The 13,461-nt window shown below is 61.7% G+C and carries 12 protein-coding genes; 2 read left to right on the forward strand and 10 right to left on the reverse strand.

Annotated elements, in window-relative coordinates:
• Positions 1 to 83 precede the first annotated feature (83 nt).
• From AC0IW7_RS21075 to exaC, 7 genes are all read right to left on the reverse strand, one after another.
• On the reverse strand, positions 84 to 902 hold the full coding sequence (locus tag AC0IW7_RS21075) for a M90 family metallopeptidase (RefSeq protein WP_471820610.1): 819 nt from the start codon (positions 900 to 902) through the stop codon (positions 84 to 86).
• A gap of 12 nt (positions 903 to 914) precedes the next feature.
• Positions 915 to 1,571 carry a DedA family protein gene (locus AC0IW7_RS21080; RefSeq protein ID WP_463381596.1) on the reverse strand — a complete coding sequence of 219 codons (657 nt, stop codon included), beginning with the start codon at positions 1,569 to 1,571 and terminating at the stop codon, positions 915 to 917.
• A 234-nt stretch (positions 1,572 to 1,805) separates the two neighbouring features.
• The gene (locus AC0IW7_RS21085; RefSeq protein ID WP_122453926.1) at positions 1,806 to 2,261 is read right to left on the reverse strand and encodes a GNAT family N-acetyltransferase; all 456 of its coding nucleotides are present in this window, start codon (positions 2,259 to 2,261) and stop codon (positions 1,806 to 1,808) included.
• Positions 2,262 to 2,387: 126 nt separating this feature from the next.
• On the reverse strand, positions 2,388 to 3,215 hold the full coding sequence (eutC, locus tag AC0IW7_RS21090) for an ethanolamine ammonia-lyase subunit EutC (protein ID WP_471820611.1): 828 nt from the start codon (positions 3,213 to 3,215) through the stop codon (positions 2,388 to 2,390).
• 97 nt (positions 3,216 to 3,312) lie between these two features.
• Complete coding sequence (locus AC0IW7_RS21095; RefSeq protein ID WP_471820613.1) at positions 3,313 to 4,707, reverse strand: ethanolamine ammonia-lyase subunit EutB; 1,395 nt, start codon at positions 4,705 to 4,707, stop codon at positions 3,313 to 3,315.
• Between the two features lie 174 nt (positions 4,708 to 4,881).
• On the reverse strand, positions 4,882 to 6,252 hold the full coding sequence (eat, locus tag AC0IW7_RS21100; protein WP_471820615.1) for an ethanolamine permease: 1,371 nt from the start codon (positions 6,250 to 6,252) through the stop codon (positions 4,882 to 4,884).
• Positions 6,253 to 6,576: 324 nt separating this feature from the next.
• Positions 6,577 to 8,097 (reverse strand): acetaldehyde dehydrogenase ExaC, encoded by a 1,521-nt coding sequence (gene exaC, locus AC0IW7_RS21105; protein WP_471820616.1) that lies wholly within the window; start codon positions 8,095 to 8,097, stop codon positions 6,577 to 6,579.
• Between the two features lie 317 nt (positions 8,098 to 8,414).
• On the opposite strand from exaC, the gene AC0IW7_RS21110 reads away from it, so the two are divergent.
• A complete protein-coding gene (locus AC0IW7_RS21110; RefSeq protein ID WP_471820618.1) occupies positions 8,415 to 10,325 on the forward strand; it encodes a sigma-54-dependent Fis family transcriptional regulator in 1,911 nt (636 codons plus the stop codon).
• Here AC0IW7_RS21110 and AC0IW7_RS21115 read toward each other — a convergent pair.
• Entirely contained in the window at positions 10,322 to 11,452 is a 1,131-nt protein-coding gene (locus AC0IW7_RS21115; RefSeq protein ID WP_471820620.1) for a GGDEF domain-containing protein, read from the reverse strand. The genes AC0IW7_RS21110 and AC0IW7_RS21115 overlap by 4 nt on opposite strands.
• A gap of 194 nt (positions 11,453 to 11,646) precedes the next feature.
• Here AC0IW7_RS21115 and AC0IW7_RS21120 point away from each other — a divergent pair, with 194 nt between their 5' ends.
• On the forward strand, positions 11,647 to 12,111 hold the full coding sequence (locus AC0IW7_RS21120) for a hypothetical protein (RefSeq protein WP_463551316.1): 465 nt from the start codon (positions 11,647 to 11,649) through the stop codon (positions 12,109 to 12,111).
• A gap of 105 nt (positions 12,112 to 12,216) precedes the next feature.
• On the opposite strand, the gene AC0IW7_RS21125 is transcribed toward AC0IW7_RS21120, so the two are convergent.
• On the reverse strand, positions 12,217 to 12,774 hold the full coding sequence (locus AC0IW7_RS21125; RefSeq protein WP_471820622.1) for a DUF4136 domain-containing protein: 558 nt from the start codon (positions 12,772 to 12,774) through the stop codon (positions 12,217 to 12,219).
• Between the two features lie 49 nt (positions 12,775 to 12,823).
• Complete coding sequence (locus tag AC0IW7_RS21130; protein WP_471820624.1) at positions 12,824 to 13,429, reverse strand: DUF4136 domain-containing protein; 606 nt, start codon at positions 13,427 to 13,429, stop codon at positions 12,824 to 12,826.
• Between the last annotated feature and the right edge of the window lie 32 nt (positions 13,430 to 13,461).

Consider the following 13,461-nt stretch of genomic DNA (forward strand, 5'->3'; position numbering starts at 1 on the left):
GGCCAATCAAACTTGGCCGGTTACCGGCCAAAAAGTGGGCGCGATTATAGGCATATTCGCCCGCCGTTACCATGCTTGGCGACTCAGCCGTTGGTCTCGTTCTGCCCTGAAACGGCGTGCTGTTCGAGGCGGCACAGTCGTTGAAGCGGGTCTTGTCGGTAAAACGCTTGCAGTTGCATGTACACGTTTGGGTAGGCCTGCATGAGCAGATCCGGGGCGCTGAAGAAGTATTCGCTGGTGACGGCAAAGAACTCCGCCGGGTTTTCGGCCGCGTAGGGGTCGATGGCGGTTTCGGCGTCGGGGTTGTCATCCAGTTGGCGGTTCAGGTCGTCGTACGCGCTTTGCATGGCGCTCGACCATTCTTCCAGGCGCATCGAACGGTGCAGCGGCGGCAGGCCATTGGCGTCGCCATTAAGCATGTCGAGCTTGTGCGCCAACTCGTGAATCACCAGGTTGTAGCCGTCCCAGTTGCCGCTGCTGAGCACGCCCGGCCAGGCCAGAATCACCGGACCTTGCAGCCAGGCTTCACCGCTGTGCTCGCCGTCCCACTCGTGCTCGATGCCGTTGGGATCGCGATGGCGTTGCGGGCTGACGAAGTCGCCGGGGTACAGCACGATTTCATGGAAGCCCTGATACCAATCGAGTTCGGGCAGATGCAGCAAAGGCAGCTGGGCGAGGGCGGCCAGGTGCAGGCGATCGTCACCATGCAGCTCGACGCCGGGCAGGGCGGTCAGGCGTTTGGCGTGAATGAACAATACGCAGCGACGTTTCAGGCGCTGAATGTCTTCGTCACTCAGGCCGTCGAGAATCGGCAACCGCCGCAGCACCCGCGCCCAGTTTTCGGGCGAGATCGGGTGCTTTTGCAAAATGCGGCGCTGACGCCAGCCGCGAAGAAACCACATGGCGCGAGCCGATCAGTTGGCCGAGTCGGGCGCAGTTTCCGGGCGCAGGCGATGGTGCAGCCAGCCGATAACCATGGGCAGCAAGCTCAGGCCGATCACCACCAGAATCATCAGTGACAGGTTGTCTTTGACAAACGGCGCGTTGCCGAAGAAATAACCCAGCGTCACCAAACCGCCGACCCACGCCACAGTGCCTAAGGCGCTGAAGCCGAGAAAGCGCAGATACGGCATACGGCCGATGCCCGCAACGAACGGCGCGAAGGTGCGCACGATGGGCAGGAAGCGCGCCAGCGTTACGGTTTTGCCGCCGTGGCGGTCGTAGAAGTCGTGGGTGCGTTGCAGGTAGTCGCGGCGGAAGATTTTCGATTTGGGGTTGCTGAACAGCCGTTCCCCCACGTTTCGCCCAATCACATAGTTGGTGCTGTCGCCGAGCACGGCGGCAAACATCAGCAGGCCGGCGAGTAGCACCGGGTCCATGCTGCCCGTCGCGCACATGGCGCCGGCGATAAACAGCAGCGAGTCGCCCGGCAAAAACGGCATCACCACCAGGCCGGTTTCGCAAAAAATAACCAGGAACAAGATGGCGTAAATCCACACGCCATAGTTGGCCACCAGCACGGCCAGGTAATTGTCCAGGTGCAGAATCAGATCAATCGGGTTGAATTCCATATGACGCCTATTGCGCTGAGGGGAAAGAGCACTGGCGTTCGATAGCCGGTAGGTCGGTCGGCATTATAAGAGCAAGGTCTGGGGGTCGCGCTGCAGTTTGTTGCAACAGATGTCCGACGAAACGACCGATGGACAACCCGCCTGATTCACTGCCCTGCGATGGTGCGCCCCGCGCTGAAGCGCCCACGCTTGACGCCGCGCTCGAGCCTAGCGCGGCCGTGTGAACGGTTTAAGTCAGTCGCTGTTGATGGGCAGCACGTAGTTTTTGAATTGGCTGTCTTCGCGAAAACCGATGGACTCGTACACCTTCTGCGCCACCTCGTTGTTGCTGCTGGTGGAAACCCGCATGCGCACGGCGTTGGTTTCCTTGGCCATTTTTTTCGCGGTTTGCAGCAGGCGATCCGCCACCAACTGCCGGCGCGCGTCTTCGGCCACATAGATGTCGTTGAGAATCCACACACGTTTGAGCGACAGCGAGGAATAGCTCGGGTACAGCTGGCAGAAGCCCATCAGCTTGTCTTCGTCGTCCGCCAGGGCCAGGTAAATGACGGACTCTTTACGGCGCAGGCGCACTTCCAGAAATTTGCGCGAGGAGTCCGGGAACGGCAGCTCACCATAGAACTCGCGGTATTTGACGAACAACGGTGTCAACAGATCCAGGTGTTCCAGAGTGGCTTGGACAATGCGCATGGTGGCCTCGACTGCAATGAATAAGGGCTGCGCTGGCGGCGCGGGGCACGGCCAGGGTTGCCGAGATGCTGCCTGTGGTGGCTAGAAAGCGCAATCCAAGCAAGCGTTTGAATCTGACAGTGGCGGTTATGACTTCGGTGCGTCGAGTAAGAAGTTGTGGCGCATGTCCTGAGGGCTTTCCGAGTCCAGGCTATGCACTTCGGCTTCGTCCTTAAGGTGCACGCCAGACAATTGCCGCCGACACGCCTCGCGCATCAAGTACAGCAGGCGATGAGCCGCCATGCCATAACTCAGGCCTTCGAGGCGCACATTGGAAATGCAATTGCGGTACGCGTCGGTTAAGCCGACCTTGGGCGCATAGGTGAAATACAGGCCCAGGCTGTCGGGCGAGCTCAAGCCCGGGCGTTCGCCGATCAGGATCACCACCATCTTGGCGCCCAACAGCTGCCCCACTTCATCGGCCACCGCCACGCGCCCCTGTTCCACCAGCACCACCGGCGAGAGGCTCCAGTTATCGGCCGCCGCCTGTTCTTCAAAACGCTGCAAAAACGGCAGGCTGTGGCGATGCACCGCTAAGGCCGACAGGCCATCGGCGATGACAATGGCCAGGTCCACGCCGCCGGGGTTGGCCTGGGCATAGTCGCGCAAGGCTTGCGCCGATTCCTCGTTGAGCTTGCGGCCCAAGTCCGGCCGTTGCAGGTAACTGTGGCGGTCAGCAGCGGCGCTGTGCAGCAGTAAGCTGTCGCGCCCGCGCTCGGCCAGTTGCGCGCTGAGGGCAGCGTGGTCGAACGGCAGGTGCACGGCATCGCGCGCCTGGGCGTGGGCGAATTGGAAATCGAGTTGCGCGGTGGTTGGCAAACTGGTGCCGGCGCGGCCCAGGGCGATGCGCGCAGGCGTAAGGCGGCGTAGCTCCTGCCAGGGGTTGTCGATGCTGCCGGTGATTTCGTTTTCCATCATTCGTCCTTACTCGACCTGTAGGAGAGGCTTCTGCCTCGATGCTCTTAAAGCACAAACATCGAGGCTGAAGCCTCTCCCACAGGTGGGGCGGAAATTAATTCAACTGCGCCAACGCCTGGCGAAACGCGGGCGGCAGCTGCTCGCCAAAGCGCACGCGGCCATCGGCCTGGGTGAAGATGCCCATGCGTTGCAGCCAGGCTTCGAACTCCGGCGCCGGGCGCAGGCCCAGGGTTTGCCGGGCATACAGCGCGTCGTGAAACGAGGTGGTCTGGTAATTGAGCATGATGTCGTCCGAGCCCGGAATGCCCATGATGAAGTTGATGCCCGCCACGCCCAGCAAGGTCAGCAGCGTGTCCATGTCGTCCTGATCGGCCTCGGCATGGTTGGTGTAGCAAATGTCGCAACCCATCGGCACGCCCAGCAACTTGCCGCAGAAGTGATCTTCCAGCCCGGCGCGAATGATCTGCTTGCCGTTGTACAGGTATTCCGGACCGATAAAGCCGACCACGGTGTTGACCAGAAACGGCTTGAAATGCCGCGCCACCGCATAGGCGCGGGTTTCGCAGGTTTGTTGGTCAACGCCGTGGTGCGCGTTGGCCGACAAGGCGCTGCCCTGGCCGGTTTCGAAATACATCAGGTTGTTGCCCAGCGTGCCGCGCTTGAGGCTCAGGCCCGCCTCGTAGCCTTCTTGCAACACGTTCAGGCTGATGCCGAAACTGGCATTGGCCGCCTCGGTGCCGGCGATGGACTGAAACACCAGGTCCAGCGGCACACCGCGTTCGATGGCAGCAATCGATGTAGTGACGTGGGTCAGCACGCAGGCCTGGGTGGGGATTTCGTAGCGCTGAATGATGGCGTCGAGCATTTCCAGCATGGCGCAGATCGAAGCGATGCTGTCGGTGGCCGGGTTGATGCCGATCATGGCGTCGCCATTGCCGTACAGCAGGCCGTCGAGAATGCTTGCGGCAATACCGGCGGGTTCGTCGGTGGGATGGTTGGGTTGCAGTCGCGTGGACAGCCGCCCCTGCAAACCCAGCGTGCCGCGAAATTGGGTGACCACGCGAATCTTCTGCGCCACCAGCACTAGATCCTGCACCCGCATTATTTTCGACACCGCCGCTGCCATCTCCGGCGTCAGCCCCGGCGCCAGCGCGCGCAGGCTGTTCTCGTTGGCGTGGTCACTGAGCAACCAGTCGCGAAAGCCACCCACGGTCAGGTGACTGACCGGGGCGAGGGCGAGGGCGTCGTGGGTGTCGATGATCAGGCGGGTGACTTCATCTTGTTCATACGGAATCAGCGCTTCATCGAGAAAGTGCTTGAGCGGGATATCAGCCAACGCCATTTGCGCGGCAACGCGCTCGCCGTCGTTGCTGGCGGCGACCTCAGCCAGGTAATCACCCGAGCGCGCCGGGCTGGCCTTGGCCATCACTTCCTTGAGGCTGTCGAACCGGTAGGTTTCGTTGCCCACCGCGTGGGAAAAACGGGCCATTAGGCACTCCTTCTTGTGGCTGCAAAAGCCCATTTGCCATGTTCTTTGTTCTGAAACCTTAGTCGGTCAGAGCATCGCAGATGGAGTCTTGATTCACTTTCCTGCTGCAAAGAGCGCTGCAAAGACTGGGCCCGCAATGCGGGCCCAGGTCGAACGTTGATTAACACCGGGCGATCAGACGCCGTTGAGCATGGCGTCGGCTGGTGCGTTGGCGCGCTGGGTCGCGGTGAGTTGGAAGTAGACGAAGCCCACCGCCATGAAGCCCAGGAAGATCAAGCCGATGGTGGCGTTGAAGTACGCCATCGCTACCAGGCAAACCAGCGCCAGCGCCAAGGCAATGCCTGGCACGATCGGGTAGCCCGGCGCGCGGAAGGTGCGCTCTAGGTTCGGCTCGGATTTACGCAGCTTGAACAGGCTGAGCATGCTGATGATGTACATGACGATGGCGCCGAACACCGACATGGTGATCATCGCCGCAGTCAGGCTCATGCCCTGCAAGTTGATCAGGCCGTCGCTGTAGATCGCCGCGATGCCCACCAGGCCGCCGACGATGATGGCGCGGTGTGGCGTCTGGAAGCGCGACAGTTTCGCCAGGCCTTTAGGCAAGTAGCCAGCGCGGGCCAGGGCGAAGAACTGACGGGAGTAACCGAGAATGATGCCGTGGAAGCTCGCCACCAGACCGAACAGACCGATCCACACCAGCATGTGCATCCAGCCGGAGTTTTCCCCGACCACGGCTTTCATCGCTTGTGGCAGCGGGTCGTTGATGCCGGACAGCTTGGTCCAGTCGCCCACGCCACCGGCCATGATCATCACGCCAACGGCGAGGAACACCAGGGTCAGGATGCCGCTGATATAGGCTTTGGGAATGGTGCGTTTCGGGTCTTTCGCTTCCTCGGCCGCCATGGCCGCGCCTTCGATGGCAAGGAAGAACCAGATGGCAAACGGAATGGCAGCGAAGATGCCGGAGATCGACGCGGCGCTGAATTCGTTCTGGCCGGACCAGCCGTTGAGCACGAAGTTACTGAAGCTGAAGCCCGGCGCTACCACGCCCATAAACACCAGCAGTTCGGCCACGGCGAGCACGGTGACCACCAACTCGAAGGTGGCCGCGATGCGCACGCCGAGAATGTTCAAGGTCATAAACACGAAGTACGCGCCGACGGCGGCGTGCTTGGGGTCCAGCGCCGGGAATTGCACATTCAGGTAAGCGCCGATGGCCATGGCAATTGCCGGTGGCGCGAACACGAACTCGATCAGCGTGGCCAAGCCGGCAATCAACCCGGCCTTCTCGCCGAAGGCGCGACGGCTGTACGCGAACGGGCCGCCGGCGTGGGGAATGGCGGTGGTCAGTTCGGTGAAACTGAAGATGAAACAGGTGTACATCGCCGCCACCATTAACGCGGTGACGAGAAAGCCCAACGTGCCAGCGGTGCCCCAGCCATAGCTCCAGCCAAAGTACTCGCCGGAAATCACCAAGCCTACGGCAATGCCCCATAAATGCAGGGTGCCAAGCGTGGGTTTTAGTTGTGTTGTTGTAGTCATGTATGGACCCGCCCTGAGTGGTGAACCGTTCAGAAAGACAGGTGCCATCACGCAACGGCCATGCCAGGCGCAACAAAATGTTGCGGCGCGGTGGGAAAAGGTCGCGATTGGAAAGGGTGTGGGTCGTTTTTGGTTTTTGCGTTGAAGTGACTGGTGGGTCGGTGGTTTAGGCGGGGGGGGGGTGGGGCGCGCAAATGGTGCAGGGTAAAGCAGCCCTCTCCCCCAGCCCCTCTCCCGCGAGCGGGAGAGGGGAGTTAAACCGCGAGCTCGCTTGGAGCGCCTATCAAGCCCCCTCTGCCCGCTTGCGGGAGAGGGTTTTACGCTTTAGAAAAACCCCAACGGATTAATGTCGTAGCTCACCAGCAAATTCTTGGTCTGCTGGTAGTGGTCCAACATCATCTTGTGCGTCTCGCGCCCCACGCCGGATTTCTTGTAGCCACCAAACGCCGCGTGCGCCGGGTACAGGTGGTAGCAGTTGGTCCACACCCGCCCAGCCTTGATGGCCCGGCCCACGCGATAGGCGCGGTTGATGTCACGCGTCCACAGGCCGGCGCCCAGGCCGAACTCGGTGTCGTTGGCAATCGCCAGCGCTTCGGCTTCATCTTTGAAGGTGGTAATGCTCACCACCGGGCCAAAGATTTCTTCCTGGAACACGCGCATTTTGTTGTTGCCCTTGAGCAGGGTCGGCTGGATGTAATAGCCCGACGACAGGTCGCCCGACAATTGCTCAACCTTGCCGCCGGTCAGCAGCTCTGCCCCTTCGCTTTTGGCGATTTCCAGGTACGAGAGAATTTTGTCGAATTGCTGCTCGGAGGCCTGGGCGCCGACCATGGTGTCGGTGTCGAGCGGGTCGCCACGTTTGATCTGGCTGATCTTCTTCATCACTTCCTGCATGAACGCCGGATAGATCGACTCCTGCACCAACGCGCGCGACGGGCAGGTGCACACTTCGCCCTGGTTGAAGAACGCCAGCACCAGGCCTTCGGCGGCCTTTTCGATAAAGCTCGGCTCGGCCTGCATGATGTCTTCGAAGAAGATGTTCGGGCTCTTGCCGCCCAACTCCACGGTGCTCGGAATAATGTTTTCCGCCGCGCATTTCATGATGTGCGAGCCCACGGGCGTGGAGCCGGTGAACGCAATTTTGGCGATGCGTTTGCTGGTGGCCAGCGCCTCGCCCGCTTCCTTGCCGAAGCCTTGCACCACGTTGAGCACGCCGGGTGGCAGCAGGTCTCCGACCAATTCCAGTAGTACGCAAATGCCCAGCGGGGTTTGCTCGGCGGGCTTGAGCACCACGCAGTTGCCGGCCGCCAGCGCCGGGGCGAGTTTCCAAGCGGCCATCAGCAGGGGGAAGTTCCACGGAATGATCTGCCCGACCACGCCCAGCGGTTCGTGAATGTGGTACGCCACGGTGTGTTCGGTGATTTCCGCCGCCGAGCCTTCCTGCGCGCGTAGGCAGCCGGCGAAGTAGCGGAAATGGTCGGCAGCCAATGGAATGTCAGCGTTCAGGGTTTCGCGTACCGCTTTGCCGTTGTCCCAGGTTTCGGTGACGGCCAGCACTTCAAGGTTGGCTTCGATGCGGTCGGCGATTTTCAGCAGCACCAGCGCGCGGTCTTGCGCCGAGGTTTTGCCCCAGGCGTCTGCGGCGGCGTGTGCGGCGTCGAGGGCTTTGTCGATGTCTTCGGCAGTGGAACGGGGGAATTCGGCGATAGGCTTGCCGTTAACCGGCGAGGTGTTGGTGAAGTACTGGCCTTTTACCGGGGCCACGAACTCACCGTTGATGTAGTTGCCGTAGCGGCTCTTGAAGGAAACGATGGCGCCGCTGGTGCCCGGATGTGCGTATTGCATGGTGAAGTTCTCCTGGCTTTTTATGCTTTTAGGAAGCGCGTTCGATTGCGCTGGGTTAAGCGTAGAGCAAGCCCTGAGCCAGGCCTCATTGAAAACGCCCGAATGGCTGCTGTCGGCGGATTGGCGGCCGCTCTGCGCCGGGGCTTTGGCGCGATTGGTTAATGAGCGGGCGGATATGCAACAGCAGCGGTGACAGTTTGTCCCATTCTTGGTACAGCCGCCGCGCGGCGGGCAGGCTATGCTCAGCGCGGCCTTGGCGCTCGAAACGGCAAACCGCTCGATAACCAGCCAAGCGCACACTGCGGAGAACAATAACAATGCAGAGTCAATTCAACCGTCACACCCAACAGGTGATGACGCTGGCCCAAGGCAAGACCCAATTCGACGGGCCTGCCGCCGACCCCTCCATCGCCCGCTCGTGGCTGCGCTGTCTGCAGGACCATCATCTGGATCCCGGCCAAACCATGGCGCCCACCGTGCTGGAACATGCGCGGGTGTTGGAACGTCGCGAGCGCTTGCAGCAGGTGCTGGAGATTGCCAGCGGCGAGATGACCAGCCTCTATCAGCAACTGGCAGGCGCCGGCCATGCCGTGCTGCTCACCGATGCGCGCGGCGTCATTCTTAACAGCGTGACCGGCAACTCTGAGCGCAAAAGTTTCGAGCGCGCCGGCCTGTGGCTGGGCGCCGACTGGAGCGAAGCCTGCGAGGGCACCAACGGCATCGGCACTTGCCTGATCGAACGCCAGGCGCTGACTATTCACCAGGACGAACACTTTCGCGGGCAGCACACCGGGCTTACCTGCTCGGCCAGTCCGGTGTTCGACTGCCAGGGCGATTTGCTCGCCGTGCTGGACGTGTCGTCGGCGCGCGCAGACGTTTCGCGCCAGAGCCAGTTTCACACCATGGCGTTGGTCAACCTGTCGGCCAAGATGATCGAGAGCTGCTATTTCCTGCGGCGCTTTGAGGGTCAGTACTTGCTGCGCTTTCATGTGCAGGCTGAATACGTGGGGTTGTTCAGCGAAGGCCTGCTGGCGTTCGACGGTGACGGGCGCATCAGCGCGGTGAACCAGAGCGCCATGAACCTGCTCGGCGACACGCGCGGCAACCTGATCGGCAAACCGCTGGAAAGCTTTTTTGATTGCCGTCTGGACGAGTTGCTAGGCCGCGCCAACCTTGCCAGCAGTTGGCCGCTGCGCACCCACAATGGCCGCGCCTTGTTCGCCCAATTGCGTGGCGTGGCGCGCAGCCAGCCGAGCGCCCTCAGCCCGTCGATTAGCCGCTTGTCCAGCAAGCAATTGCCGGCCGACATTCCTGCCAGCTTGTGCGTGGCCGATGTTGCCTTGCAGCGCGAGTTTCGTCGCGCCTTGCGCGTGTACGAACGCGACGTGCCGCTGCTTATCAACGGCGAAACCGGCACCGGCAAAGAAGCATTCGCCAAAGCCATTCACCAGGCCAGTTCGCGCGCCGGCAAGGCCTTTGTCGCGCTCAATTGCGCGGCCATTCCTGAAAGCCTGATTGAAAGCGAGCTGTTTGGTTATCGCGGTGGCAGCTTTACCGGAGCGCGCAAGGAAGGCATGAGCGGCAAGCTGCAACAGGCCGACGGCGGCACGCTGTTTCTGGATGAAATCGGCGACATGCCGTTGGCCATGCAAACCCGCCTGTTGCGCGTGCTGGAAGAGCGTGAAGTGGTGCCTATCGGCGGCACGGCGCAGGCGGTGAATGTACGCGTGATCAGCGCCACGCACCGCGAACTGGGCGAGCACGTGGCCGCTGGCAGTTTTCGCGAAGACTTGTATTACCGCCTCAACGGCCTGGTGCTGACGTTGCCGCCGTTGCGCGAGCGTAGCGACCGCGAGCAACTGCTGTCGCATTTACTCGCCGAAGAAAGCCAAGGCGCTGCGCTGCGTTTGGACGCCGACGCGCGCCAGGCGCTGCTCGATTACGCCTGGCCCGGCAACGTTCGGCAGCTGCGCAATGTGCTGCGCACGCTGGTGGCCTTGTGTGAGGGCGAGCGCATCAGCTTCAGTGAGTTACCGGCTGAGCTGCGTCAGCGGCAACGACCGGCGACTCTGCAAACCGAGGCGCCGCTGAACGCCGCCGAGCGCAGCACCTTGCTGGCGACGCTCAATCAGCAGCACTGGCACATGAGCCGCACGGCTGAGCAATTGGGCATCAGCCGTAACACCCTGTACCGCAAGTTGCACAAGCATGGGATCGAGCGGCCTTAAGCCGTAGCCGCCACTTCCAGGCGGTCGCGGCCATTGGCTTTGGCTTGGTAGAGCGCGCGGTCGACGCGCTGGAAGAAATGCTCGGCGTCGTGGTCGCGCTTCGCATCGAAGCGGCCGACGCCAACGCTGGTGGTCAGCGGCAAACGTTCGCCCTGTAGGTCAATGCCGTTGCTGGCCAGGTCTTGGCGAAACTGCTCGGCCAATGCTTGCGCCTGTTCCAGCGAGGTGTTGGGCATCAGCACGCCGAACTCTTCTCCGCCCAAACGCAACAGCGCGTCGCTGTCACGGCGAAACACCTGGCGCATACGCTGGGCGAATTCACTGAGGCAGGCATCGCCGCCGGAATGGCCGCGCTGGTCATTCACTTTCTTGAAAAAGTCGATATCCAGCAGCACCAGCGCCAGCGGCTCACCGGTGCGCTTGGCGGTGGCGACCATGTTCTGGAACAAGCTGTTGAATTGGTAGCGGTTGCCCAGCTGCGTCAGCGTATCGGTGCGGCTCAGTTGGTCGAGCGTGGCCTGTTGCTGCAACAGGCGCAGTTCCAGGCTCAAGGTGCCGAGGTATTCGCGGTGGCTGCGGTTCAGGGCCAGCAGCAAGTAGCTGAGGTAGAACACGAGGGTAACAAGCTGGGTGTGGCCGTCGCGCCAGTCCAGCGCCATCACGGCAAGGCCGGGTACATACAGCAGCAGAATGGCGATGAACGCGCGCTTCTTGCGCATGGCGAAATTGAAGGTCATCGCCGTGCTGAAGGCCACGGTGCTGAGGGTGGCGATCATGGCCGAATCGGCGAAAGCGTCGCTGTATAGCGCCCAGGCATGGGCTTGGCCCCAGCACAACGCGGTCAGCAGCACCAAACCCCAGTGGCGGTCGAGCCAGCGTTGCAGCTGTTCCTGACTCTGAGCGTGCGGCGGCGTATGCAGTAAGCGTGCGGTCATCAGCCCGGCGAAAAGCAGGCTGCCAGCGATACCGGTGAACGGCAGAGAACCTGGCGCTGCGCTGAACAGCCACGTCAGGAGCCAGGCCAGCAAGTAATAGATGCCGCCAAGGCGCGTGCGCACGCGGGTGTCTTGAACTTCACGCCAAAGGGCGAAGGCCTGGGGTGAACGCGGTAATTCGGCGTCGGTCATTTTTTGTGATCACAGGAATCTGCACGCACAAAGCATAGTGGTTCGGCGTTGAAAAAAATATCAAAACGCTATCATTTGGCCATCGAAGAAGCGGCGTTTTGGCGACCATTCGTCAAACACCTTGCACTCCTGAGGGGCGCAGCGGCCCAACGTCTGTACATCAGACAACGAGCCTGCGGCTCAGGGAGTGACAGATGAACCGATTCAATCGCAAGCCGGCCCTGCTGGGCGCGGCATTTGTACTGGCCTTGAGCGCGAGCGCCTCAAGCTTTGCCTTGGATGGTGGCGCGCCCGGTCGTGCGGTCCAAGGCGCGAACCCTGGTGGGGCTGCGAGCCAAGGCGGAACTGGCGCCGGTAACACAGGCAACGGCGTGAACAGCGGCGGCGCCACCACTAACGGCTCGAACACCAATGGCTTCAACAGCAACGGCTACAACAACAACACCAACAGCAGCGGCACCATCAACAACGGCGCCGACACCAATACCAATGGCACCAATAACAACGGCGGCAACATGAATGGCGGCCAGATGAATAACCAGGGCTCGGGCAGCATTGGCACCGGCACGGGCAGCGGAACCAACACGGGCGGCACGCTGGAAGATCAGCGTCGGGCCAGTGGTGAAGCGATGGAGCGTGAGCGTACTGGCGAACAGTAACGGCCAGCGCAAGACCCTGTAGGAGCGGCTGGGCGGCATTCCGATTAGCCGCGATGCTTTTAAGATCGATCAAGAGCATCGCGGCTGAAGCCGCTGCCACTGAAGTCAGTGCGGCGGATACTGGCTTAGGATTTTCGCCACGGTGTCCCGAATCGCCGCCTCGCGCTCAACCGGTGTGGTTTGGTTGTTGTGCACGATCTGCTCGGCGCTGCCGCGCCATACCAATTTGCCATCTTTGGCATCGAACAAATCGACCTGCACGGTGCCAACTTTGTAGTCCACGTTGCGGGTTTCGGTATATCCCGGGCCGCCCCAGTAACCATTCCAATAACCGCCCCACGCGCCACCGTAGGTGGTGCTCACCTGATCGGTGCGGTTCTCGACGATCAACCACGCTTGTACCGTCACGTCGCCTTTGCCGCCGGCCGGGGCTAGGCGCACGCCGCGCTGATCGAGTTGCTCGCTGACTGCCGCACGAATGCGCTGTTCAGTGAGGTCGCTTTTAATCCGTGGATCATCCGGGCTGTACTGCAAGGCCGGCTCTTTCCAGGTGAAGGTGCGGTACGCGGCGAAGTCGCGGTTCTTGTCGAAATCCTGATTGAGCTGGGCGTTCTGGCAAGCGGCCAACAGCAGAAGCAGGGGAATGACCAGCAGTCGTTTCATGGCAAATCTCCCTTCATGCGCGGGGTATGCGCTGAAGTGTAGTGATGGCTCAGCGCGGCGGATAAGCGCTGAGGGCTTTGTTAACGGCTGAGCGCAACGCGTCTACGCGCTCGCTCTGGCTGCCACGGTGGGCGGTTTCGGCACTGCCATTCCAGATGCTTTGGTGGTTGCGCGCATCAATTAGCTCGATGCGCACCACTTGCACCTCTTCCTCGTAAGTGCGCATGACCGGGACGCTGCCGTACACACCGCCGTAATTGTTGCCGTAGGGCCCGCGCCCGTAATACGAGCCGTAGTCGTCGCGCTCCTGGCGCAGACGCCGCTCGACTCTTACGTCTGCGCGCACTTGCACATCGGCCACGGCGCCTTGGCGAGCCGGACGCAGCCCGCGTTGGTCGAGGCTGTTGCTGAGAATATCGGCCATCTGCTCCGGCGTGGCGCCAGCCGTACCGCCGGGCAAGCGCCCGTTCTCCCATGCCCACGTTTGGTAGCGCCCGTAATCACGAGGCGCCGCCGGATAAGCACTCAGGTCGAGGGTTTGCGCCGCCGCTGCTGGCGCCGGGGGCAGGGGGTTGGACGTGGCGGTGTAGGGGTTTTGGCTTTGGCAAGCCGCCAGGCCCAGGCAGCAGGTCAGCAGCAGTAAACGGCAGTTCATCATGCGCACCTCATTTTTACGGCAGCGCCGCC

This window comes from Pseudomonas sp. AC229, assembly GCF_979254655.1.